At 46.8% G+C, this 24,371-nt stretch carries 18 protein-coding genes; 10 read left to right on the forward strand and 8 right to left on the reverse strand.

Features of this window, described 5'->3' with window-relative positions; genetic code table 11:
- Window position 1: 1 nt before the first annotated feature.
- The 4 genes from nrfH to DWZ03_RS10180 all read right to left on the reverse strand — a co-directional run bounded on the left by nrfH (window position 2) and on the right by DWZ03_RS10180 (window position 5,744).
- Window positions 2-592, reverse strand: a complete 591-nt coding sequence (nrfH, locus tag DWZ03_RS10165; RefSeq protein WP_061412181.1) for a cytochrome c nitrite reductase small subunit — start codon at window positions 590-592, stop codon at window positions 2-4.
- A gap of 197 nt (window positions 593-789) precedes the next feature.
- Window positions 790-1,983 carry a PepSY-associated TM helix domain-containing protein gene (locus DWZ03_RS10170; RefSeq protein WP_022402016.1) on the reverse strand — a complete coding sequence of 398 codons (1,194 nt, stop codon included), beginning with the start codon at window positions 1,981-1,983 and terminating at the stop codon, window positions 790-792.
- Window positions 1,984-1,990: 7 nt separating this feature from the next.
- Window positions 1,991-3,394: a DUF4374 domain-containing protein gene (locus DWZ03_RS10175; RefSeq protein ID WP_005831492.1), complete on the reverse strand. Its 1,404-nt coding sequence runs from the start codon at window positions 3,392-3,394 to the stop codon at window positions 1,991-1,993.
- Between the two features lie 43 nt (window positions 3,395-3,437).
- Window positions 3,438-5,744, reverse strand: coding sequence for a TonB-dependent receptor (locus DWZ03_RS10180; protein ID WP_243634955.1), 2,307 nt, complete (start codon window positions 5,742-5,744; stop codon window positions 3,438-3,440).
- A 364-nt stretch (window positions 5,745-6,108) separates the two neighbouring features.
- Here DWZ03_RS10180 and eno point away from each other — a divergent pair, with 364 nt between their 5' ends.
- Window positions 6,109-7,389, forward strand: a complete 1,281-nt coding sequence (eno, locus tag DWZ03_RS10185) for a phosphopyruvate hydratase (RefSeq protein ID WP_005831501.1) — start codon at window positions 6,109-6,111, stop codon at window positions 7,387-7,389.
- A gap of 355 nt (window positions 7,390-7,744) precedes the next feature.
- Here eno and queF read toward each other — a convergent pair whose 3' ends face one another.
- From queF to DWZ03_RS10200, 3 genes are all read right to left on the reverse strand, one after another.
- Window positions 7,745-8,200 (reverse strand): preQ(1) synthase, encoded by a 456-nt coding sequence (queF, locus tag DWZ03_RS10190; protein WP_008664917.1) that lies wholly within the window; start codon window positions 8,198-8,200, stop codon window positions 7,745-7,747.
- Window positions 8,201-8,231: 31 nt separating this feature from the next.
- Window positions 8,232-8,888 (reverse strand): 7-cyano-7-deazaguanine synthase QueC, encoded by a 657-nt coding sequence (queC, locus tag DWZ03_RS10195; protein ID WP_035458131.1) that lies wholly within the window; start codon window positions 8,886-8,888, stop codon window positions 8,232-8,234.
- A 112-nt stretch (window positions 8,889-9,000) separates the two neighbouring features.
- Entirely contained in the window at window positions 9,001-9,681 is a 681-nt protein-coding gene (locus tag DWZ03_RS10200) for a queuosine precursor transporter (protein WP_005831504.1), read from the reverse strand.
- 622 nt (window positions 9,682-10,303) lie between these two features.
- Here DWZ03_RS10200 and DWZ03_RS10205 point away from each other — a divergent pair.
- From DWZ03_RS10205 to DWZ03_RS10225, 5 genes are all read left to right on the forward strand, one after another.
- Window positions 10,304-13,537 carry a SusC/RagA family TonB-linked outer membrane protein gene (locus tag DWZ03_RS10205; protein ID WP_016274293.1) on the forward strand — a complete coding sequence of 1,078 codons (3,234 nt, stop codon included), beginning with the start codon at window positions 10,304-10,306 and terminating at the stop codon, window positions 13,535-13,537.
- A 15-nt stretch (window positions 13,538-13,552) separates the two neighbouring features.
- Entirely contained in the window at window positions 13,553-15,343 is a 1,791-nt protein-coding gene (locus tag DWZ03_RS10210) for a RagB/SusD family nutrient uptake outer membrane protein (RefSeq protein ID WP_005832449.1), read from the forward strand.
- A 27-nt stretch (window positions 15,344-15,370) separates the two neighbouring features.
- Window positions 15,371-16,306 (forward strand): hypothetical protein, encoded by a 936-nt coding sequence (locus tag DWZ03_RS10215; RefSeq protein ID WP_016274291.1) that lies wholly within the window; start codon window positions 15,371-15,373, stop codon window positions 16,304-16,306.
- A gap of 12 nt (window positions 16,307-16,318) precedes the next feature.
- The gene (locus DWZ03_RS10220; RefSeq protein WP_061412175.1) at window positions 16,319-17,446 is read left to right on the forward strand and encodes a glycosyl hydrolase family 18 protein; all 1,128 of its coding nucleotides are present in this window, start codon (window positions 16,319-16,321) and stop codon (window positions 17,444-17,446) included.
- Window positions 17,447-17,622: 176 nt separating this feature from the next.
- Complete coding sequence (locus DWZ03_RS10225; RefSeq protein WP_009038185.1) at window positions 17,623-18,903, forward strand: hypothetical protein; 1,281 nt, start codon at window positions 17,623-17,625, stop codon at window positions 18,901-18,903.
- Between the two features lie 80 nt (window positions 18,904-18,983).
- Here the strand turns inward: DWZ03_RS10225 and DWZ03_RS10230 are convergent, their stop codons facing one another.
- Window positions 18,984-20,309, reverse strand: coding sequence for an OmpP1/FadL family transporter (locus DWZ03_RS10230; RefSeq protein ID WP_005831520.1), 1,326 nt, complete (start codon window positions 20,307-20,309; stop codon window positions 18,984-18,986).
- 235 nt (window positions 20,310-20,544) lie between these two features.
- On the opposite strand from DWZ03_RS10230, the gene DWZ03_RS10235 reads away from it, so the two are divergent.
- From DWZ03_RS10235 to DWZ03_RS10250, 4 genes are all read left to right on the forward strand, one after another.
- Window positions 20,545-21,546 (forward strand): 2-hydroxyacid dehydrogenase, encoded by a 1,002-nt coding sequence (locus DWZ03_RS10235; protein ID WP_005831522.1) that lies wholly within the window; start codon window positions 20,545-20,547, stop codon window positions 21,544-21,546.
- Between the two features lie 99 nt (window positions 21,547-21,645).
- The gene (locus DWZ03_RS10240) at window positions 21,646-22,350 is read left to right on the forward strand and encodes a pirin family protein (RefSeq protein ID WP_120129886.1); all 705 of its coding nucleotides are present in this window, start codon (window positions 21,646-21,648) and stop codon (window positions 22,348-22,350) included.
- Window positions 22,351-22,432: 82 nt separating this feature from the next.
- Window positions 22,433-23,167: an MBL fold metallo-hydrolase gene (locus tag DWZ03_RS10245; protein WP_005831526.1), complete on the forward strand. Its 735-nt coding sequence runs from the start codon at window positions 22,433-22,435 to the stop codon at window positions 23,165-23,167.
- Between the two features lie 39 nt (window positions 23,168-23,206).
- Window positions 23,207-24,352 (forward strand): DUF4468 domain-containing protein, encoded by a 1,146-nt coding sequence (locus tag DWZ03_RS10250; RefSeq protein ID WP_120129889.1) that lies wholly within the window; start codon window positions 23,207-23,209, stop codon window positions 24,350-24,352.
- Window positions 24,353-24,371: the final 19 nt, after the last annotated feature.

Consider the following 24,371-nt stretch of genomic DNA (forward strand, 5'->3'; position numbering starts at 1 on the left):
ATTATTCCTTTATCAGTTTCTGCAACCACTCCGGCACGGGAGATTCCGGATAGGGTACCAATGCAGCGGGTGTAGACGAAAGACTGTTCATTCCACCATGAGGCACGTCGCGGTGGCAATCCCAGCATGCCTTTCCGTCGCCGGTGAGGGTCATCATGTAGTCTATTTTACCAGCATCCACAAACTCGTTGGTCAGTTGCGTATGGCAACGGATGCAATTATTCATAATGACCTGCGCACTTGCTGCCTCGGCTTGGATAGCCTGCGGTTCGCTTTTAGTGAGAAAGGCACCCACGTGCTTCATGCCGTCCATGCCTTTGAAAGCCCATTTCTTTACTATATTCTCATGAGGGACATGGCAATCGTTACAAGTGGCATCCCGGCTGTGGGAACTGTGCATCCAGGTTGCATAATAAGGAGCCATGATGTGGCAGTTGACACATGCCGCAGGGTCATCTCCCAGATAAGTGTGCGCCCGGAGAAGATACATAAACAAGCCTCCGCCGCCGACGAGGACACCGCATACAATGAGTGCCGTTACTTTCCATCTGTAGGACGGAAATAGTTTACTTATGATTGGTAGCTTCGCCATAAAATGAATATTTTCAGCAAAAATAGGCAGTTACAATCTAAAAAAGTGTAATCATGATTACATTTTTCCATTTATTTTTCAGTATTTTTAATAAAGCATTCATTCTCCAGACATACCTATATGAAAACGTCCACAAAACACGCACGCCTGCGCATCTTGTGGACATCTTCATCCTTTTATAAAACTGCCTGCTTTTTCTAAGCAACTTTCTTTAATTGTATGTTCGCTTTCCTACTGCCCTTCCGAATCAATCTGCGAATCCAAAGATAATAGCCCGTCAGCGGCAAGCTGGCCCCTACCAAAGCGGCAAGGAAACTCAATATGCGGGTGGTCAGCCCTCCCCAACTGCCTACATGAACGGAGAATATCCAGCCACGGATTTTTCCTGAAGCGTCGGCATCCTTATATAAGGTAGCCCCGGTGATTTCACCGCTACGGGGATTGAACGTATAGCGGTCGGCAGCACGCTGGTTGCCCAACCGATTGAAAGAAACCGTAGCAGAGCCTTTGAACACGGTAATCTGTTTATAATCAGGATTGAGTTCCTTCAGTTCTTCGTAAACCTTCTGCCAGCTTGTAAAAGGAGAGAAAGAATTTCTTTCACGATGCTCACCTCCCGGTCTGCCACCAGACCGGCCTTGAGCCCGTTCTCCTCCCTGGGCAGCAGTTTGTGCCGAAGCACCATGTCCTCCACCCCCTTGCGTGGTTTCCACTCCGAAAACTTTGTAGAAGCCGGTGCGGTACCAGGAGAAAGACCATGACAGTCCCGTAAGCGCCATTACCAACAGAAGAACCAGCGTGTACATACCGCCTGCCACATGCAGGTCATAGCAGAACCGACGCCAACCCTTACCGGAAACAATCTTCAAACTGTTCTTCAAAGCCTTTTTTGTACGGGGCCACCAGATGACAATGCCCGATATCAGGACAAAGACAAACATCAGCGTGGCAGTGCCCACAATCATTTTCCCCCAGAAGATGCCTCCATCGGGCTTCATGCTGTCCAGCAACCAGCGATGCAGGCGGAACATGGTCGTGAAAAACGGCGCACGCTCATACTTGCCCTTTATCTCACCCGTATACTGGTCTACATAGACGGAAGCACGACGAGGTTTGGAAAGGTTCACCTGCCAGGCACGCTCCGGAGCAGACGAGGCTGTGACACCCGTCACAGAAACACTATCCGGCAGAGTAGCGGCCACTTTTTCGGCCACCTTGCCCATGGGAAGCGGTGCCGGCCCGACTTTCTCCACATAGTAGAGGTCGCGGTGGCAGAGCTCCATCACCTCCGTCTCGAATACCAGCATGGCTCCGGAAAAACAGATAAGGGTAATCAGTAGCCCGAAGGGGACTGAAAGCCATAAATGTATCTTACGAAAAACTTTCTTCATAGGAGCTTTATTCCAGTTTACCTACACCGTTCAGTTGGGTTGCATTGACAACCAGACCTTTGGTAGCTGTTGCATTGGCAGGGTCTACCTTATAGATGGCAGGATAGCCGGAAGAGGTAGTGACTGCCACATATGCGTTGCCATTTTCCATGTACGGGGTATTACCAAAGCCAGAGACATCGCTTGGAAGGCCGTTCACATAAGTCAAAGCTCCAGTGGAGGCATTGAAGACGGCAAGTTGGTTGGCAACCTTGTCTGATGCCGTAATTGCCTTATCATACATCAGCAGCAGGAAATAATTACCTGAAATATACCAAGTCCGCAAGAAAGAGGCGCCATTGGCTTTCTCTTCAAGATTATAGTAATAAGCGGCATCAAATTCTTCTGCTTTGGTATCGATGCGTACAACTCCAGCAGGCAATGTAGTCTGCTGACGCGAATCACTCATGGTCTTGGCATAGCTCGGAGAAAATACATATACATAGCCGTCGTCGGCAAGCCAGTTCATCTGGTAGTACTGTGAACGGTTACGTCCGGCAGCATAACTGATTTTGTCTGTAGTGATGACCTTATGAGAATTCAGTGTCTGATCACCAAAGATAGCGATATGGCATTCATTAGGATACTGGGTCCATTGCAATTCGTCCTTCTCATAGGCACCGCTACCCTGCCCGCCGGATTCTGTCTTTATTAAATCCTCATTACCGGAAAGCACCCACTTGTAGCTACCGTCTTCGTTCTTCTGCATGCAACCATACTGGCTAAGCCCCATGGGAATGGCTGCTGCATAAACCTTACTGCCCACTTGTTCTATACCGGCCAGTGTTACGTATTCACCATTTTCAAGGAAATTTTCGGCAAGAAATGGAGTATCCTTTGTTACCGAGTTCTTTGTATAAGTCTGTTTCTCGACATCCAGATAGGAAATCAAAAAAGATTGGGGAGTATATCCATTTGCATCATTCAGTTCCGTAGGGCCGTCGCCGGTAGAAGTCGTCATTATAAATTGGTCATAATAGCCGTAGGTAGTGAAACGATTGACGTTATACTCCTGGCTACGTTTTTCCAGTTCACCGTTTGTATTCATAATGAACGACTGGGTAGTGCCTGCATTTCCCTGGTGATAGTTCAAGGCATACAGATATTTGTTTCCGTAGAACACCCAGTAAGTAGCCCCATCGTTCACAAGGCCATTGCCGGCAGCAGTAATTTCACCGCTTTCCAGTGACTCGGCTGTCAGCAGGACAGGAACGGAGCTACCTGAAACTGTAGCCGTGGCAGCTATCACATAGTTACCCTTTGAACCGGAACCGGAGCCGGAACCCGGTTCGTCTGTGTCTGTACAAGAAATTAAAGCCATTCCGGTCATTGCCATTGCCAAGAGGCCGGACAAAAGATAATTCTTCTTCATTTGTTCTTCTTATTAATTACACCTATTAAAACCATTATATTTATTAATCACCAAAATGTACACGTATCTTGCCATAGAACGCACGCCCGGCTTTCTGAAGGCTGAAGTTGTCGTACAAATCCTCGTTCGTGAAGTTGCGGCATTCAAACGAGATATTATAGCGGCCATTCTTCAGACTATAGCTCAATGTCAGGTTATGGGAGAACTGGTCGGGTACCATGAAATCCTTGTTCTTGCTACCGATGGCCTGCGAATAGTAGGAGAAGCTGTGCATGTACTGGTTGTCGTAAGTCACGGACAGTATATTCCCTTTCTTCCAGAGGTCGCGCCAATAGAAGTTTACGTCAAAATCAGCAAACTGATAGGGCACATTGGGAATGCGTGCCTTGTAACCGAGATTTTCCACAGAGTTGCCGGTACTGCCGATTTGCATCTTCTCATTGTCACGCACATTCATCTGCGTGAAGTTGCCGCCCACACTCAGCCAGCGTCCGAAGCCATAGCGTGCCGATACATTGTATCCCTTCGTCAGCACCTTGCCGTAGTTGGTATAAGTGGCCCCTTCTTTTCCTCCGCTCAAGTCCTGGATATTGCGCTGGATATAATCCTTCGTATTGCGGTATACCACACCGCCTTCCACGTAGACAGAATGTTTTCCAAAACTCCGGGAATAACTCAGGTTCAAGTTGATGTTGTCACTTTTCTCGGGACGGATGCCGATGTCTCCACTCTCCAGGTCTTCGTCACCAAACATCTCTTCGATAGTGGGCAGGCGGTAAGCTTTTTCATAAGAGAGCTTCGCCTGCAAACCGGGCAGGATGAAGTAGGTTCCGGCAGCACCATATCCCCAAGAGTCTACCGTACGGCTGGTGCGTACATAATTACTACCGGTATCATCCTCGGCCATAGGTCCTGCCACATACTGGCGGTAGTATTTGCCGAATGCCGAGAAGTTCCACTTTTCGGAAGGCATCAGGCGGTATGACAAACCGGAGATATTCTTGCGGGTCTGCTTGGCAATGGCATCCGTCTGTTCTTCCACCGCCAACAGTGAAGTATTATCACGCTGGAATGTACTCAACACATGATTGAAAGTCAGCATGTGGACTCTGGCAATGCGGTAATTCAAGGTCAATGTACCGTTCCAATTGTCATTATCGGCACGGGAATACTGGCGGGACTGTTCGCCGGGACTGTTCAGCGGATGTTTCTCACCAAGCCAGTTGTATTCATAGCGGGCAGTATCCACATTCGTAGTGGCATTGCGATTGTAGTTGGCTGTCAACACCATATCCAGCCCCTTGATTATCAAGTTGCGTTTGCTGTATTCCATCGAAGGCATTAGTGAATGGCCGAAGCGGTGCTTTTCTCCGAAGACTGTCTTCTGGCGTACACCGGTCTGTATGTCCTTGTACATGTGCGAATAGGTGAAACCGAACATCAGCCGGTCTGCCCAACTTTTGTCCACAATACCCGCTTTGGCCACAATGGCTTCGTTGTGGTAAGTATCATTGAAATGCTTCACGCGCACCTTCTCACTTTCGTTGAAACTGCCCGTCTCAAAATCCTTTACCGGCGCATCTACATGATAATCGTTGTCCGAGTAGTTTTGAAAGGCATTGATTTCATAGCTGAAACCGTTCTTGAAAGTCTGTCCGAAGTTAACGTATGAGCGGTGGGTATTGAACGAGCCGTAAGAATAAGAAGCATCCAGGAACCAGTTCCGGCGTTTCTTGTTGGTAACAATATTGATGACACCGCCAATGGCATCCGTACCGAAGCCCACGGGAACTACACCCTTATATACCTCTATACGGTCGGCAAAGCTCACCGGAATATTGTTCAGGCTGAAGGAGCTTCCCACACCTTCCTGCGGCACACCGTCAATGAACACCTTGACGTGCTTTCCGCTAAAACCGTCCAGCATCAACTGCATGTCCGAACCTACCCCACCCGACTCACGGAGTTTCATGCCCGGAGCCTTGGTCAAGGCATCGCTCAGATTCTTCGTGGTGTTCTGGAGTTCCTTTGTATCGACTGCCACAGCATTGAATGCCGACCTCTTCACCCGGCTTACTCCGGTAGAAACGATAGTCACCTCGTCCAGCTGTTGCGTTTCGGGAGCGATGGTTATGTTCAGCTTCATCCGCTCATCATTGACCAGTTTCACCTTTTTCTCCACCTTTGTATAACCTACGGCAGACACCACCAGCGTATAGTCGCCGGCAGGCGCCTTGATGTGATAGAGGCCTTCCTGATTCGTGGTTCCTCCATAACTCGTCCCTTTCAGATAAACAGTCGCAAAATCCACCGTTTCTTTTTCCGTAGAAATGATTCTACCCGAAATCATCCCTCCTCTCCTCTGCGCATGTACAGACAGAGAAGCCAACAGAAGGAAAAACAGCAGCGAGAATTTAAGTGTATATGCTTTCAATTTTATAATAATTATAATGTTGTTAGTAAACCGGTGCAAAGGTCATTATTAACAGCCAGCTGTGCAATCGCTTATTGTAGGTAATTATATGGAGTGGATTTATCGTATATATCATATTATGCAATCACCATTGATAGGTATTATCAATAATAAATCTAAAAAAAGAGGAGCCGGGAAATGAAAAACCCCTATTTATAGGTATTGCCCAATATGCCTTTTTGTACGACCTTTGCTGCAAATTAAAACAAGACAACGGACAATAAATTATTAAAGTTTAAGTATGAAAATTGAAAAGATTGTAGCCCGTGAAATCCTTGATTCACGCGGCAATCCCACAGTAGAAGTGGACGTTATTCTGGAATGCGGTGTTATGGGACGCGCAGCAGTGCCTTCCGGTGCTTCTACCGGCGAGCACGAAGCGCTGGAACTTCGCGATGGCGACAAGCAACGCTACGGTGGTAAAGGTACACTAAAAGCAGTAGAAAACGTCAACAAGATAATCGCACCGGCACTGATTGGCTGGTCGTCACTGGAACAGCGTACCATCGACCACAAGATGCTTGAGTTGGACGGCACGCCTACCAAATCCAAGCTGGGTGCCAACGCCATTCTGGGTGTCTCACTGGCAGTAGCCAAAGCCGCCGCCAATTATCTCGATATACCTTTATACAGATATATCGGTGGAGTAAATACCTACGTAATGCCGGTCCCGATGATGAATATCATCAATGGAGGTTCACACAGCGACGCTCCTATCGCTTTCCAAGAATTTATGATTCGGCCGGTAGGCGCCTCTTCCTTCCGTGAAGGCCTGCGCATGGGAGCCGAAGTATTCCACGCCTTGAAAAAAGTGTTGCACGACCGCGGCCTCAGCACTGCTGTAGGCGACGAAGGCGGTTTTGCACCGGCACTGGCAGGAACAGAAGATGCGCTGGACTCCATCATGAGCGCCATCAAGGCTGCCGGCTACGAACCGGGCAAGGATGTGAAAATCGGTATGGACTGTGCCTCATCCGAGTTCTTTAAGAACGGTATCTATGACTACTCCATCTTTGAAGGCGAAAATGGTAAAAAACGTACTGCCGACGAACAAATAGCTTACTTGGAAGATTTGATTAATAACTACCCGATTGACTCCATCGAGGATGGCATGAGCGAAAACGACTGGGAAGGCTGGAAGAAGTTGACCGAACGCATCGGCAACCGTTGCCAGCTGGTTGGCGACGACCTGTTCGTGACTAACGTGGAATTCCTTGAAAAAGGTATTGCCATGGGCTGCGCCAATTCCATCCTTATCAAAGTCAATCAAATCGGTTCACTCAGTGAAACGCTGGATGCTATCGAAATGGCACACCGCCACGGTTATACCACAGTGACTTCTCACCGTTCCGGCGAAACCGAGGACGCCACCATTGCAGACATTGCCGTTGCCACCAACAGCGGACAAATCAAGACCGGTTCTCTGAGCCGCTCCGACCGCATGGCGAAGTACAACCAACTATTGCGCATCGAAGAAGAACTGGGTAACCTTGCTGTCTATGGCTACAAAAGAATAAAATAACCCTTTGTAGTGAATAAGTCATAAAGAGGGAATAGCGTCTTTGGGAAAAGGCGCTATTTTTATTAAAGAATCGTCTATATCTTTGCAAAAGTCATCCCCTACTATCCTCTATAGGAAAGATTCTTTCCAAGATGGTAGCAGGTTAATGTTTCATTGACTAAAGACTATTCGTCCGACAGTCGATACATTATCGTCCGACATATGTTTAATTATCGTCCGATAGCTGTCGGACGATAATTAAACATATGTCGGACGAATAGTTTTTAGTAAGCAAGAATATAAAATATAGCGGCGCAACAATCATTTGCTCCCAAAGCTTCCCTTTATTATTTACGGAGGCCTTCAAAAACAGTCCTCATTCACGGTTCATCAAACGATGCTCCGCCATCTGCTCGAACTTCGTGCCGGGACGTCCGTAATTGGCATACGGATAAATGGAGATGCCTCCGCGCGGGGTGAAGATACCCGTCACCTCAATATACTTAGGGTTCATCAAATGAATGAGGTCTTTCATTATGATGTTCACGCAATCCTCGTGGAAAGCACCATGATTGCGGAAGCTGAACAAGTAGAGTTTCAAACTCTTGCTCTCTACCATCTTGACATCGGGGATATAGCAAATACGGATTTCCGCAAAGTCCGGTTGCCCCGTGATGGGACAGAGGCTGGTGAATTCGGGGCAGTTGAAACGCACCCAGTAGTCATTGCCGGGATGCTTGTTATCAAATGCCTCCAATACTTCGGGGGCATAGTCCTGACGGTATTCTGTCTTTCTCCCCAAAAGGGAAAGTTGGTCTTTCAATTCTGTCATAGCCATATATTTTTAGTGATACAAGTGTGCCTCATTTAGTAGAAGCCAAAAACTTTTCCAATCCTTCTCTGCGCAACGTGCATGCCGGGCAGTGTCCACAACCGTCTCCCGGGATACCGTTATAACAAGTCAGCGTTTCGTGACGTATAAGTTCGAGCACTCCAAGCTCGTCTGCCAGCGCCCAGGTCTCCGCTTTGTCAATCCACATCAGTGGTGTGTGCAGTACGAATTGCTCGTCCATAGCCAGGTTCAGCGTCACGTTAAGCGACTTGATGAAAGCATCCCGGCAATCGGGATAACCGCTGAAATCGGTCTGCGACACCCCCGTCACAATATGATTAATCCCCCGCTCGCGGGCGTAGACGGCGGCTATACTCAGGAAAAACAGATTGCGTCCCGGCACAAAAGTATTCGGAAAGCTGTCTGCCGGCTTCTCCTGGTCCATCTCCATGCCGGCATCTGTCAATGAGTTACGTCCCAGCCGGCCGATAAAGGAAACATCCATTACTTCGAACTCCACACCTGCCTTACGGGCAATGGCCCTCGCCAAGTCCACTTCCTTCTGATGTTTCTGTCCATACAGAAAACTCAGCGCATACACTTTCTTAAATTCACGTTTTGCCCAAAAGAGGCAAGTGGTCGAGTCCTGCCCGCCACTGAATACCACCAAAGCAGTGTCCCTATTCATCTTGTTAAAAGCCTCTCTGTTTCCCTCCCCCGTAGGGAGGGAAACAGAGAGGGCATTGCTAATTATTTGTTTGACATAATAACTGATTTCCCCTCACTACGGGTAAGGGGCTTTAAATATCGCCTATTTTCCATACTTTATAGGAGATGCCTTCATCATAGACATCACTACCGTCTATCCGCTTAATAGCTTTTACCACACGGATAGTCACAGGCAGTATCAATACCTCGTACATGGACTTCAGCAGAATCTGGATACACATCATCACCAGCAACTCCCGCCATGCAATGATTCCTCCGAACGCCACCGGAAAGAAAATCAACGAGTCTGCCGTCTCACCAACCACCGTCGACCAAATGGCACGTGCGGAGAAATTACGCCCGTTGCTTGCCAGTTTCATGCGGCTCATTACGTAGGCATTCAGAAAAGAGCCCACCAAGAATGCCGTCAGACTGGCTATGACAATACGGGGCGCCATTCCAAAAACAAAATTGAAATGCGCGGCACCATCCCAGAAAGGGGCGGCAGGCAACGCCACGGCTATCAGTCCCAGCATTACCACAAAAAAGTTCATGGCAAAACCGCTCCAGATAATCAGGCGGGCTTTACGAAAGCCCCAAACCTCGGCAATGCAATCGTTGATAATATAAGAAATCGGGAAGACCAGCAATCCGGCTGTTACGGTAATACCAAAAACCTGGATAACTTTAGTCTCAAGAAGATTGGCTGCAATCAGGCATACATTGAACAGAATGCCCAGCAACATAAAAGGTACAGATACTTTTTGTTTCATACTCCTGTTTTTTACGTGGTGTTCTAGAATACACGACCGCTATTCACGGCATCATACATTTTAAATCCGGTTGCAAAGGTACAACAAGTTTTGCAAATGAACAAACAACATATATTTTAACTAAAACTCAAGCAAGACAAAGCTCCTTTTTTTTATTCGAAGTAATTACAGACAGTGCATATTTAGTTAACGAGACTTAAATAAGATTTCCCAAACCAAGAATATTATTTACAATAGTTTTAAAAAACATAAACCAATAGCATAAAAATCAATATATTAACTGATTTTAGCACAAAATCAAAAACATGCAACCAAGTTTGCTCTCAAACAAGATTTCATTCACGCAAATTTCTTAAGCAAATAAAATAATGGACAACATATTTTAATACATACGATTCTATATTTTAAATAATGAAAATTAGGATTATATTTGATAACAACAATCCGGAAGCTCTGGAAAGCACATTGATATTAACCAAGAATATACCATATTATATATAGTAACCTTAGAAAAACAATGAATGCCTATGATTTACCCGAAAGCCCCAAGACACTATTAGTGTCATCTTCTATTCAACCTATTTATTTTGAGATCCATTAGCTTAAACAAAAAACATCTATTATGAATGAAAATCGTAAACGAGGAACATCGAACAACAAAATCCTCACAGCAATTGCCATCGCCTCCCTATTTATAGGAAGCAGCAAAATCATGGCAATAGAGACCTATTCGGAAAATTCATTCGGAGTGACAGAACAGATGCAGGCACAAACAGCCCGCGGTATCATTGTCGACCAGAATGGAGAGCCTATCATCGGAGCAAGTATCTTGGAAAAAGGTACTACCAATGGAGTTACTACCGACTTATACGGTAAATTCTCGCTAAACGTAAAAAGAGGTGCCACCCTGGTCATTTCCTACATCGGTTATAAGACGCAGGAAGCCAAAGCAGATGCCAACATGAAAATCACCCTTACAGAAGATTCCGAACTACTGGATGAAGTAGTTGTTGTCGGTTACGGTGTACAGAAAAAGAAACTTGTCACCGGCGCCACTGTACAAGTGAAAGGGGAAGACATAGCCAAGCTGAACACTGTGGATGCCCTGGGCGCTTTGCAGAGCCAGTCACCGGGTGTCAACATCACACAGAACAACGGCTTCCTGGGTTCGGGCTTTAAGGTGAATATCCGCGGTATCGGTACTACCGGAACCTTCTCCCCGCTTTATGTGGTAGATGGAGTTGCCAACGGTAGCATCGACGGGCTGAACCCGAGTGACATTGAATCTTTGGACGTCTTGAAGGATGCCGCTTCTGCCGCCATCTATGGTGCGCGTGCTGCCAACGGCGTTATCCTGATTACCACCAAACGAGGTAAAACCGGCGTTGCCGAAGTCAGTTACGACGGCTATGTCGGCGTGCAGAACCTCTACAAAATCCCTACTATCCTCAATGCCCAAGAGTACATGATGATGCAGGATGAAGGCCGTGTAATGGACGGATTGAGTCCGTACAACTGGGCGACCTATATTCCGGAAAGGGATTTGCAGGCCATACAGAACGGAACATGGAAAGGGACAAACTGGCTGAAGGAAGTACTGAATGAAGATGCATTGGTACAGAACCACGCAGTCAACATCACCGGAGGAACAGACCGTTCCAGATATGCCATAGGTATTTCATACACCAACCAAGAAGCCACCATGGGAGTTCCCGGCGAATTTCCAGAAATGAACCGCTACAACTTCCGCGTCAACTCGGACCACGTAGTCATGAAAAAAGGCAATCTTGACTTCCTGAAAGTGGGCGAAACCATCAACTACAAATATTCGCAAACACAAGGTTCATTCGGAACCGGCGGCATTTATTGGAACGGAGTGCACAATATGCTCATCATGAGCCCGTTGATGCACCCTTACAATTCAGACGGAGACTACTACCTCTACGCAGACCAGGAAAAGGACAACTACAAATGGGATATCTCCAACGGAGCCAATAAAAACCCGATAGCTTATCTGGACTACTATATGAACCAGAACCTAAGCAAGTCCCATTACATGCAGAGCAGCTTCTATGCAGAACTGCAACCCATCAAGAACCTGCGTATCAAGAGCCAGTTCGGTTACATCATGGGAGCCTCCAGTTATCGTTCCTATTTGCCGAGATTCGATTATCTGAGTGCGTCACTCAACAACGCAGAAGACAAGGTAACCCAATCCATGTCCATGTATAACCGTTGGTCATGGGACAATACAGCCAACTACATCTTCAATATCGATGACCATAACATCGACGTCCTGGTAGGTCAGAGTATTGAAAAATGGGGTATGGGAGAAGAAATGAGCGGTTCAGCCATAGGCTCAAACTTCTATGATTTCAAGCACGCTTATTTGTCCAATGTTCCATTGACCGCCAACAGTGTGTCCTCCTTGACTGGCAAGCCTAACGGGGAAGGTTCCATCGCTTCCTTCTTCGGACGCGTCAACTACAACTACCAGGAGAAATACATGGCTTCTGTCATCATGCGTGCGGACGGTTCCTCCACTTTTGCCCGCGGACACCGCTGGGGATACTTCCCTTCAGTATCCGCAGGATGGGTTATCAGCAACGAGTCCTTCATGTCAGGAATCAAATGGCTGGACTTCTTAAAGCTACGCGCTTCCTGGGGGCAAAACGGTAACTGTAATGTATCTACTTTCCAATATCTTTCACTGATAACTTCCAACAACGGATATGGCGGTTATACGTTCGGCGACTCCATGGACCTCATCAGTACCGGTTCATACGCCTACCGACTGACCAACCCGGACCTTACCTGGGAAACACAGGAGCAATTGAATTTCGGTATCGATGCACGCTTCTTGAACAACCGCCTGGGCTTTGAATTCGACTGGTATAACAAAAATACCAGAGACTGGCTGGTTACGGCTCCGGTACTCTCTTCCTTCGGTGCCAATGCAGTGTCCGTCAATGGCGGTAATGTAAAAAACACGGGTATTGAAGTAGGACTCCACTGGAACGACAACATCGGAAAGGATTTCCAATATGGAGCCAACCTGACCCTTGCTCACAACAAGAATGAAGTGACCAAGATTGCCAACAAAGACGGAATCATCCACGGTAGCGGCAGCGTTCTGTGGGAAGGAGCCGAAGAGTGCTTCCGTGCTGAAGTAGGCAAACCCATCGGCTACTTCTACGGCTACAAGAGTAACGGCATATTCCAGAACCAGGAACAGATAGACAACTACAAAGGTCCGAAACTGAACGGCGACAAGACACAGCCGGGTGACGTAATCTGGGCAGACACCGACAATAGCGGTACGCTCGATGCCAATGACCGTACTATGATAGGTAACCCGAATCCCGACCTGACAATGGGACTTTCCCTGAATGCCAGCTGGAAGGCCATTGACTTCTCAATCACTACTTACGGCGCATTCGGCCAGCAGATTCTGAAGTGTTATCGTGACTTCTCCTCCTCACCCTTGAATAACTATACAGCAGAGATATTCCAACGCTGGCACGGCGAAGGTACGTCCGACAAGTTCCCGAGACTGTCCAGCGCTTCCAGCTCCAACTGGAACAGAGTATCAGACATTTATATCGAAGATGGAGACTATCTCAAGATAAAGAACATCACTGTGGGATTCGACTTCAAGAAAGCATTCAAGAAGTTACCGGTACAACAGCTGCGCCTATATCTGACCGCACAGAACCTCTTTACCTTCACCGGCTATTCCGGTATGGACCCGGAAATCGGTTACGGCGGCGACGATTATGGTTGGGCATCAGGCATCGACCTGGGCTACTACCCCAGTGCACGTACCTATATGATAGGCTTAAATGTAAAATTCTAATTAACCGAAGAAATTATGAAAAAGATATTATTCATAGCATCAGCAATACTGATTCTTCTTTCAGGATGCGAAAACTTCCTCGATTCGGAACTTCTGACCGAAAAGACAACCGCCAACTTCCCGGAGACAGAAAAGGATGCCCAAGAGATGGTGACGGCCATATACGCCCATCTGTTGTTTGAAAGTCCTGAAACCTCTTCCCAGTATTACATTGCCCAGTTGGCAGGTGACGACTGTCTGGGAGGCAACCTCTCCTACTCCAACAACTGTGCCACCAACTTCCTTATGTACAGTGGCAATCTGAATACATTTGCCGGCATCTGGGACCGTTGCTACACCCTTATCAACCGTGCCAACAATGCCATCAACACAATGGAGAATGTGAAATCATGGTCCAGCGAGAGCGAACGTAACCGACTTTTCGGTGAGTCCTACTTCCTGCGTGCCATGGCTTATTATGAGCTGGCACAAGTCTTTGGCGGAGTTCCTTTACGCACCACACTGGAAAGTACCAACCTGCCGCGTGCATCCGTAGACGAAATCTACGCCCAGATTGCAGCCGACTTGAAAAACGCTATCGAAATGATGCCGGCAAAGATTTATCCGAAAGGCTCAGACATGACCGGACACGCTACAAAATATGCTGCCGAAGCCATGATGGCACGTGTATTCCTTTTCTATACCGGACGCTACGAAAAAACCGAGCTTCCCAACGGAACTACCAAAGAGGAGGTCATCTCTTGGATAGATGACTGTGTAAACAACTCCGGTCATAAACTGGTGTCCGACCAACGCAACATCTGGGCCTACACCAACGATGCTACCGAAGACAATACCGAAGGGTTCCGTTACCAATACGTTATCAACCATAACCTGAAATGGGAAGGAAACAGTTCCGACGAAACTTTATTCGCCAACAAGCATAACCTGAAATCCGACTGGACCTATACCTGGTTCTCCAACACATGCGCGCAATTCTATTCACCGTCTGCCGACAACTATTCCAACAAAGACAGTTATCCCTTCGGCACCGGTTGGGGAGCTGGCCCCGTATCTCCGGCTATGGTCAACGAATGGAAAGACTGGGCCGCCAAGCAGACCTATACGGACGGTTACAAGGAGGATCCCCGTCTGACCGGTTCCATATGGTCGTACAAAGCACTTGATCCGAATGTTGCCGGCAATGTGCTGATGGACTGCACCATGGACGAGGGTGAACCGGAATATACCGTATCCTATCGTTACTATGAACAAACCGGCTATTTCCAGAAAAAATACATCAATATCAATTCCTACAATGAAGGCAAAATCGAACCTTTCGGCAAGCAGATGTTCCCCGGAATATCTTCGCAGACATCCCAACAGCTACTCCAAATTGCCGACTTGATTCATATCCGTTTTGCCGACGTCCTGCTCATGCAGTCCGAGCTGAAACAAGACGCTACGGGTCTGAACAAGGTACGTGCCCGCTCCCACTTGGCTCCGGTGGCCTACTCCCTGGAAGCCATCAAGCAGGAACGCCGCTGGGAACTTGCATTCGAGTCCATCCGCTGGTGGGATATCCTTCGCTGGTCGGGTCCTTCGCTTGAGGAAGCCGGTGACATACTCAACAAACAGACCGGGTTCAATATAATAAATGCCGCTACGGTGGTACCGATGGTAAAATTCGACTATAAGAAACGCCTACAAGCAACCCAAGGCTACTGGCCCATTCCGCAAGACGAAATCGACATCTCCAATGGAGTCCTTGAGCAGAATCCAGGCTGGGATGCATCTGCCCAGTTCTCGGATTGGAACAATATGTAAGAGTATTAACCTATAAATAAAGACAATATGAAAGTAACAAAAATATTGATAGCAATGCTTGCTTCAGCCTTCATCGTTACTGCATGCGATCCTATCGAAGACGAAGACTTGCGAGACAAATATGTGACTGATGCCGGTACACCCATAACCAAAGAGGCATTACAAGCCGCCATATCCATTACCCAACCCTTCCCCAACCAAGACGGAGTAGTGGAAGGCGACCAGTATATAGCCCTGAAAAACTCCCGCCCGGACATTGGCGGTTCATGGCACATAGAATGGGGGGGCGAAGGAAGTAAACAAAGTAAGACTCTGGTCACGGACAACGCTACGGTCATCATGGAGTCCAATGCGGACTATTCCATCTACTATATGGGCATTTCCGCCAATCAGATTATCAAGACAGATCCGGTTGTAGTGACTGTGACCAATGTATTCGACGATTGGTCCACTTACTTCACCGGTGCAACCGACAAGAGTGACAAATCTGCCAAGAAGACCTGGAAATTCCGTGAAGTCAGCTGGGGTTCCGTCTGCAATATGGGGGCTCATGGAGGCTGGAAATATACCAGTGCAGGCTATACTCCCGAATCAAATTTTGCCTGGTGGGCCAATGTCACTGCCGCCGAAGCGGGAGACCAGTCCATGGTATTCGAATTCGACGGAAACAAGATGAAAACCTATGATGCCAGCGGAAACCTGAAGGCAGAAGGTACTTTCTCCTTCACACACGAAAAACCGGAAGACGGAGTACTGGGTGAACTGATAACAAGTATCCCCACCATCGGAGGAAATTATGACGACAACGGACAAAGCGTAGGCAGCAACAAATTTTGGCTGCTGACACTGGATGAGAACTATATCACAATCTATCATCCCGGCAAGTATAGCGGTGGTGTGGATTGGGACGACAGCGGCTGGTATGCTTATTTCAAGACTGAAGCAGAAACCGATTCTGAATAATATGCACTCTCTATGAAAAGGAAACTGCTATTTATAATAGCTACTGTCTTTCTAGTAGCCGCATGTCACAATGACGACTACATGCCCGGACTGCCAGCTCCGGGAAATGAAGACAACGAGACCGAAATGGCCGAGCAGGTTGCAGGCCGGGTTGCATTGGGCTACGTCACTTATTATGGCACATCCATACCCGATGCCAAATACCTGACCCACATAAACTACGCTTTTGCAGAATTATATGTTAAAAACGGAATTTATGAAAAGTTTGGCCTGCAAGGTGATAAATCCCGTTTTGATAAGGTAAAGAAAATAAAGAGCCAGTATCCACATGTGAAGATATTACTCTCTTTTACCAATAGCGTTTCCAATACTGACAATTCCCAGGACGGAGGTTTCTCCGCCCTGGCGAAGAGTCCGGAAATGCGCAAGCAATTCGCACAAGACTGCAAAGCCTTTGTTTCGAGTGAGGGCATAGACGGTATTGACATTGACTGGGAATTTCCCGGTATGACCTTCGGCAGCAATGCCTATGACGAGTTGGTAGATGTGGAAAACTTCACCCTATTGATGAAAGACCTGCGTGCAGCGTTGGGGCAGTCCACCCTATTGACCTATGCAGGTTATTGCATGGACAAGCGTCCCCAAGGCGAAGGCTACAAATATATTGATGTAAAGGCTGTAGACCCGTATGTAGATTTCGTCAATATCATGGCCTATGATCTGGTTGGTGCCCCCCAGCATCAATCAGCATTGAACAAGCCTAGTAATTACTGGGACTGCCAGCGTTCCGTAGACGAATACCTGAATGCAGGTGTAGCTGCCAACAAATTAGTATTGGGGATTCCATTCTATGGAAGGGCAGATTTCAATTCCGGCGGCAGTATCAATTATCGGGATATTCTCAACTTGAGCAAAGACGACGGCTATGTCATCGATAATTGGGATGCCGAAGGCAATGTCCCCTATGTCACCAAAAACGGCAGTTTCTACTGTGGCTACGACAATCCCCGCAGTATTGCCGCCAAAGGTGAATGGATATTAAAAAACGGCATGAAAGGCATGATGTTCTGGGATTATGAAGGTGACGACACCATGGGAACCCTACGCAAAGCGCTATGGAATGCCGTCATGAAAAAATAAGTAACTTAACACACATCCTCAGGAGGTTATTCCGGAAATTAGGGTAAGGGTAATTTTGCATACGATCTTCATTCAAGGCAAGAATACTGACGGAATAACCTCCTTTCTTCCTCCAAGACTACAAAACCTTTTTTCATTTAAGTTGTTGAAAGCACATTCATCAAAACCTAACTTAAATGAAAACAATCTTAAAAGCAATGTTTCTGTTGTGCGTAGCCGGACTTCCCTTGTCCACTATCCATGCACAAAAAAAAGAGATCATCGATGACGAAGCCCCCAACGGCATTGTCATAGTTACCATCGACAAAGCGGGCGACGAGATTATCCGCATCATGAATGAGTCACAATTGCCTTACATCCATGACCCGAAAGCTCCCCGCTTCCTATTGATGGACAAACAAGGCAAATTCGCCCTGGGTATCGGAGGGTATGTCCGTGCCACCGGCGAGTATGATTTTGGAGGTATTGTGGATGATATTGACTTTGTTCCTGCCAACATTCCAAGCATTAGTAAAATCAAAAATCAATTTCAAATGGATGCCAGTACGGCCACTATCTTTCTGAAATTAGTCGGACACACCCGGCTATTGGGTGACTTCACAGTCTATACAGCCGGAAATTTCCGAGGAGGAGACAAAACATTCCAGCTACGGAATGCTTATATGTCATTCCGAAATATAACGGTGGGATATACTTACGGCGGTTTCATGGACTTAGGCGCCCTCCCCTCCACCATTGACTTCCAGGGGCCCAACGGTGCCACGTTCTACCGCGCTACACAATTGTCATATACTTATAAAGGGCTGAAAGACTTTCGTTTCCAAGCTTCCATCGAGGCGCCTGCCGTTGACGGCACAACAAGCAGCCAATTCGAAATTGCCCAGCAACGCATGCCGGACTTCACAGCTTCGGCACAATACAGTTGGAACAGCAGCAGTCATCTGCGTGTAGGAGGTATCATCCGCAGCATGACATATACCAGCACGGAAAGGGACAAGGCTTCCAGCGTCACCGGATACGGTGTACAAGCCTCAACGACCTTTAACCTCGGTAAAAAATGGCAGGCATTCGGACAAATCAACTATGGTAAAGGTATCGGGCAATACCTGAATGACATCAGTAATCTGAACGTCGATATTGTCCCCAATCCCGAAAAGGAAGGCAAAATGCAGGCATTGCCCATGCTGGGCTGGTATGCAGGTCTACAATATAACATTTCTCCAAAGGTATTCCTTTCAAGCACTTACAGCATGTCCCGCCTTTACTCTGAAGACGGTTATCCCAACGACCTGCCAAGTACCTACCGCTACGGACAGTATTTCGTAGCCAACGTATTCTGGAACGTAACCCCGAACATGCAGGTAGGCGCTGAATATCTGCGTGGCTGGCGCACCAACTTCGACAATTCCACCAACCATGCCAACCGTATGAACCTGCTTGTACAGTATTCTTTCTAATCCAATATAAAATAAGAAAGAAGCCGCCTCAAATCGATATTTGAGACGGCTTCTTAATATATAAAGGTAGGATTGTGAAATCAGAACTTATAGTCAACACCAAGACCAAACACTTTATTAGTACGGCTATAAACATTCTTGGTGGTTTCACTTATCTTCTTTGTATAATCATCATAGTTTGTCCAAAAATAGGCTATATTCATAGTCAAATGCTTTGTCATTTTGATGGCAGCACCAAACCCCAGTGAATAAGAGTCACATGAAAAACTTATATCACTCTGAAAATCATCAGCCAAGCCATAATCTGTACGCTGATAACCACCACTGATGGTCAGCTGTTTAGCTATATCCCATTCTGCACCAATCAAAATTTCATGTGTGCCATGCTTCAACGCTTTCTGCTTATCATTGGCCATCCCTGCCGCTTTATCAAAAAAATGGTGATATTCCAGCGTTGCACGAAGCGTAGGAAGGAATTCATAACCAACAGCTGCAGTCAATAATGCAGGGATATCACTCGGAGTATTCACACCATCCTTATAGTCAGCCAAAGGATTCCCTTCATCTCCCATAGCAGTTCCCATTGCACGCACTTCAGCTTTTTTGGTTTTATTTTCGAGATTAAGACTTGTCATAAACTCGTACTTCAACCCAATATTCCATTTGCCCAACTTCACATCAGCTCCCAAGATAGGGGTCAATCCCCAGCCGGTCTGGTCGCAGTCTAAATCGATACCAACCAATTCCATGCCACCATAAGTAGGAATATTACTGTGTGCTGTTGCAGTCAGAAATCCTTCATACCCACCGGTAAAATAATTCATACGTCCACCGGCAAACACACCTAACCAATCATTAACTTGATACGACAACCCCAATTGCACACCATAAATAAACTGGCTTCCATCCATTGCACTATTGATAGAATACATATTGGGAGTGATTTGACCACCCGAAATAGTATGGACTTGTCCCATCACCATTGAATCGAACATACCCAAACCATCATCAAACGATGCCTTACCGCCACCACCTACAACAGCAAAGCTACCGGAAATAGTCCAGTCTCCTTTTTTATATGCACCTTGAAAACTAGGAATGAAAGGAGCAGAAGCTTTTCCTTTATAATAACGTGTATTCCCATCTTCAATAAACAAGGGAAATGTCGCTTTTATGTTACGGGTCTGATAAGCACTTTGTCCATTCAAAGACAAATAGAGACCATCTTCCGGCAAGAAGGCCAAACCGGCCGGATTAGAATAGACACCGTCAATATCAATGGAAGCACCACGCGCTAACATTCTAAGAAAAGATACATGCTGATTTGTATTTGTTAGGATACCACCCGCAAAAGTTGGAATTGAAACGATTAACATCGCAATGCCAATCAACGAAAATTTTCTCATCTAAATCTTTTTTAATTGTTTTCGGGCGCAAAGGTACAATAATATTGCACATGAAAAAGAATTTTGTGCATAAAGTTATCCTAATATAGAACTTTAATTGAAATACCAAATAGTTTCTGATGAAACAAATAGAAATAATTATCATTTTATGAATCCTTCCGGCCACTGAACCATATCAACTTTCCACTTGTTATCTCCCTATAATTATGTAACATTTTAAAAAACAACAAATCCCATGGCATACACTATCGCATTTTTTGGCAGCAAACCTTATGATGAAGCGTCTTTCAACGAAAAAAACAAGGAATATGGTTTTGAGCTCCGCTACTATAAAGGGCATCTTAACAAGCACAACGTTATTTTAACCCAAGGAGTAGATGCAGTCTGTATTTTCGTGAACGACACGGCCGATACCGAAGTTATCCGTCTGATGGCAGACAACGGCGTGAAATTATTGGCGTTGCGCTGCGCCGGCTACAACAATGTAGATTTAAAGGCAGCTGCCGACCGTGGCATTACCGTAGTGCGTGTCCCAGCTTACTCCCCTTATGCCGTAGCAGAATATACCGTTGCCCTGATGTTATCCCTCAACCGTAAAATTCCACGTGCCACCTGGCGGACACGAGACGGAAACTTCTCGCTGCACGGACTTCTGGGCTTCGACATGTACGGAAAAACTGCAGGCATCATCGGCACGGGAAAAATAGCCAAGAAACTGATATGTATCCTGCGTGGATTCGGCATGAATATTCTTGCCTACGACCTCTATCCCGACTATAATTTCGCCCGTGAACATCAAGTGGTATATACCAGCCTGGATGAGCTATATCACAATTCGGATATCATCTCCCTGCACTGCCCGCTGACTGAACAGACCAAATATCTCATCAACGACTATTCCATCAGTAAAATGAAGGACGGAGTAATGATTATCAATACCGGACGTGGACAACTCATCCATACCAACGCCCTGATTGAAGGACTAAAAAACAAGAAAATCGGCTCTGCCGGCCTGGATGTGTACGAAGAGGAAAGCGAATACTTCTATGAAGACCAATCGGACAAAATCATTGATGACGATACCCTGGCGCGGCTACTGTCCTTCAATAATGTCATCGTCACTTCGCACCAGGCCTTTTTCACACGCGAGGCACTGGCAAACATTGCTTCGACAACCTTGCAGAACATCAAAGATTTTATGAACCATAAGCCACTGGAGAACGAGGTCAAGGCATAGTCCCCACTCATTTATAAATTCTTAGACATCGGTTTTTAAACTTTATAGCTTTCCAAAGCGTTACTAGTACATAAACCATTTTAAGAAAAGGAATAAATTATGAAAAAAGTTATAGACAAATCAGACAGCAGAGGTCATTCCCTATATGATTGGCTTGACAGCCACCACACCTTCAGTTTCGACGAGTATTACAATCCCCGCCGGATGAATTTCGGCGCCTTGCGTGTACTGAACGACGACCGTGTGGCTCCGGGAAAGGGCTTCGGCACACATCCTCATAAAAATATGGAAATCATCTCCATTCCCCTGAAAGGGAAACTGAAACATGGGGACAATCATCAGAACAGCCGCATCATCATTCCGGGAGATATACAAACCATGAGCGCCGGCACCGGCATCTACCACAGCGAAATGAACGGCAGTGACACTGAAGCGGTAGAATTCCTGCAAATCTGGGTGATGCCCGAAAAGCTGAACACACCACCCGCATACCAGGACTTCGACGTACGTCCACTCCTGCGCAAAAATGAAATGGCACTAATAGTATCCCCTGACGGCGATGCTCCTGCCAGACTGCTACAACAGACCTGGTTCTCTATCGGTGAAATAGAAGCCGGAAAGAAGATTGACTACCACATGCACCAATCGCATTCCGGTGCATACATCTTCGTAATGGAAGGTGAAGTCAAAGTGGACGGCACAATACTCTCACGCCGTGACGGAATGGGAGTATACGAAACCGGCAGTTTTGAGCTGGAAACATTGAAAGACTCTCACATTCTCTTCATAGAAGTACCGATGTAGCGTGCTTTTGCATAAAATAACAGCTTAAACCGGAAGTTTGTGTAGCGTTTTTTGTAATATTGCGCTATAATTCAATCCGTAAATGAAACTTGATTACATCTACCATAGCGGCTTCGCGATTGAAGCGGACGGAGTGACGGTCATTATCGATTACTATAAAGATTCCTCGGAAGAGGTTTTCAATAAAGGTATCGTGCACGACTATCTCTTGGAAAAGCCGGGCGTACTCTACGTACTATGCTCGCATTTCCATCCCGACCACTTCAATCGCGAAGTTCTTTCATGGAAAAAACTGCGGCCCGACATCCGCTACATATTCTCCAAAGACATCCTGAAGCACCGCCGCGCTTCAGCGGAAGATGCCACCTACATCAATAAGGGCGACACCTACGAAGACGAACATATCCGTATCCAGGCCTTCGGTTCTACCGATGTGGGTATCTCCTTCCTGATAGACCTGCAGGGCAGACGGCTGTTCCATGCCGGTGACCTGAACAACTGGCACTGGAGCGAGGAATCTACTCCGCAGGAAATACGCAAGGCCGAAGGTGACTTTCTGGCCGAAGTGAGAGAGCTGCAGCAAACTGCACCTGCCGTAGATGTAGCCATGTTTCCGGTGGACAGCCGTATCGGAAAAGATTATATGCGTGGAGCAGAACAATTCGTGGAACGAATAAAAATCACTATATTTGTACCGATGCACTTCAGCGAAGATTATCAGGGAGGCAACGCCTTCCGGCAGTTTGCCGAGAGCAAGGGATGCCGCTTTCTGAGCATTGCACACCGTGGTGAAAGTTTCGAACTCCCCAACTTGTAGCCCATAATTCGTAAATTAATAATTAAAACACATACTATTATGAAAAATTTGACACAACTTCTTTTTACACTGTTTTGCCTTTGTTTGCCGGCCATGCTGCAGGCGCAGGATAAGGACGACAGTAAATATCTGGCCGGTGCTGTTCCCGAGGTGGACGGCAAAGTGGTATTCACCAAAGAATTCAGCATCCCCGGCATGTCTCAGGATGAAATCTACGAACGTCTGCTCGGCTGGATGGATGCCCGTCTGAAAGAGAATGAAAATACCAGCCGTGTAGTATTCTCAGACAAAGAGAAAGGACAAATTGTAGGTATCGGGGATGAATGGATTGTATTCAGTTCTACGGCTCTGTCATTAGACCGTACCAAAATCCTTTACCAGCTGACTGTGACCTGCCAACCCGAAAAGAGCGTGCTCGAAGTAGAAAAGATACGGTTTAACTACCGCGAAGGAAAAGAAAAATATACCGCCGAGGAGTGGATTGTAGACAAGTATGCCTTGAACAAGGCGAAGACCAAACTGGTACGCGGACTTGCCAAGTGGCGCAGAAAAACCGTAGACTTCGTTGATGACCTTTGCCTGGGAGCAGCAGAAGCATTGAGCGCCACCACTGCCAAAGCTCCGGTAGAAGAAAAGAAGGAAGAAAAGAAAGAGGTGAAGGCTGTCGTCAATTCCGGTCCGACGGTAATCACCCCGAAGAAACAAGTTACCGTGGAACCCGCCCAGGCTACTGAAAAGGCATCCGAAGGCATCGTGGGAAATGCCCAAGTCATCGAAGTGCCCCAAGTCAAGAAACCTGCCGCACTGGTTCCTGCCCAAAAGAGCCAGCAACAAGAATATACGACCATAGCCCCCGAGCAATTATCAGCCGATGCCATCCAGACCGGAGCAGGCAAATTGGTTATCGTCATCGGCCAAGAGCCTTTCAACATGACCATGATGACAGCAAACTCCGGAGGTTCTTTGGGCAAAGTCAACGGCAAACCAGTTGTATTCAGCATACTGTCGCCCGACCAGCCGTATGAACAAATGGAAAAAGCAGAAAGCTATACCATCCGTTTCTATCCTACGGGACAGACAGAGCCTACGGTCATTCTGGAATGTAAGAAGCTGCCTTCACCGGCAACGATGGAAGGTATGCCACGCACGTATGTAGGCGAAATTCTGAAAGCAATGGTCAAATGACCGCACACGCAGACTGTAA

The organism is Bacteroides sp. AF29-11 (genome assembly GCF_003602895.1).
In the GTDB taxonomy this organism is placed as follows: domain Bacteria; phylum Bacteroidota; class Bacteroidia; order Bacteroidales; family Bacteroidaceae; genus Bacteroides; species Bacteroides uniformis.

Excerpts from the sequence above, each read along its gene's own strand:
- DWZ03_RS10225 (WP_009038185.1), top strand. The coding sequence starts at position 17,623 with ATGAAAACAATCTTAAAAGCAATGTTTCTGTTGTGCGTAGCCGGACTT.
- eno (WP_005831501.1), top strand. The coding sequence starts at position 6,109 with ATGAAAATTGAAAAGATTGTAGCCCGTGAAATCCTTGATTCACGCGGC.
- DWZ03_RS10215 (WP_016274291.1), top strand. The coding sequence starts at position 15,371 with ATGAAAGTAACAAAAATATTGATAGCAATGCTTGCTTCAGCCTTCATC.
- DWZ03_RS10175 (WP_005831492.1), bottom strand. The coding sequence starts at position 3,394 with ATGAAGAAGAATTATCTTTTGTCCGGCCTCTTGGCAATGGCAATGACC.
- DWZ03_RS10240 (WP_120129886.1), top strand. The coding sequence starts at position 21,646 with ATGAAAAAAGTTATAGACAAATCAGACAGCAGAGGTCATTCCCTATAT.
- DWZ03_RS10210 (WP_005832449.1), top strand. The coding sequence starts at position 13,553 with ATGAAAAAGATATTATTCATAGCATCAGCAATACTGATTCTTCTTTCA.
- DWZ03_RS10180 (WP_243634955.1), bottom strand. The coding sequence starts at position 5,744 with ATGATTTCGGGTAGAATCATTTCTACGGAAAAAGAAACGGTGGATTTT.
- DWZ03_RS10200 (WP_005831504.1), bottom strand. The coding sequence starts at position 9,681 with ATGAAACAAAAAGTATCTGTACCTTTTATGTTGCTGGGCATTCTGTTC.
- DWZ03_RS10170 (WP_022402016.1), bottom strand. The coding sequence starts at position 1,983 with ATGAAGAAAGTTTTTCGTAAGATACATTTATGGCTTTCAGTCCCCTTC.
- nrfH (WP_061412181.1), bottom strand. The coding sequence starts at position 592 with ATGGCGAAGCTACCAATCATAAGTAAACTATTTCCGTCCTACAGATGG.
- DWZ03_RS10245 (WP_005831526.1), top strand. The coding sequence starts at position 22,433 with ATGAAACTTGATTACATCTACCATAGCGGCTTCGCGATTGAAGCGGAC.
- DWZ03_RS10250 (WP_120129889.1), top strand. The coding sequence starts at position 23,207 with ATGAAAAATTTGACACAACTTCTTTTTACACTGTTTTGCCTTTGTTTG.
- queC (WP_035458131.1), bottom strand. The coding sequence starts at position 8,888 with ATGAATAGGGACACTGCTTTGGTGGTATTCAGTGGCGGGCAGGACTCG.
- DWZ03_RS10220 (WP_061412175.1), top strand. The coding sequence starts at position 16,319 with ATGAAAAGGAAACTGCTATTTATAATAGCTACTGTCTTTCTAGTAGCC.
- DWZ03_RS10230 (WP_005831520.1), bottom strand. The coding sequence starts at position 20,309 with ATGAGAAAATTTTCGTTGATTGGCATTGCGATGTTAATCGTTTCAATT.
- DWZ03_RS10235 (WP_005831522.1), top strand. The coding sequence starts at position 20,545 with ATGGCATACACTATCGCATTTTTTGGCAGCAAACCTTATGATGAAGCG.
- queF (WP_008664917.1), bottom strand. The coding sequence starts at position 8,200 with ATGACAGAATTGAAAGACCAACTTTCCCTTTTGGGGAGAAAGACAGAA.
- DWZ03_RS10205 (WP_016274293.1), top strand. The coding sequence starts at position 10,304 with ATGAATGAAAATCGTAAACGAGGAACATCGAACAACAAAATCCTCACA.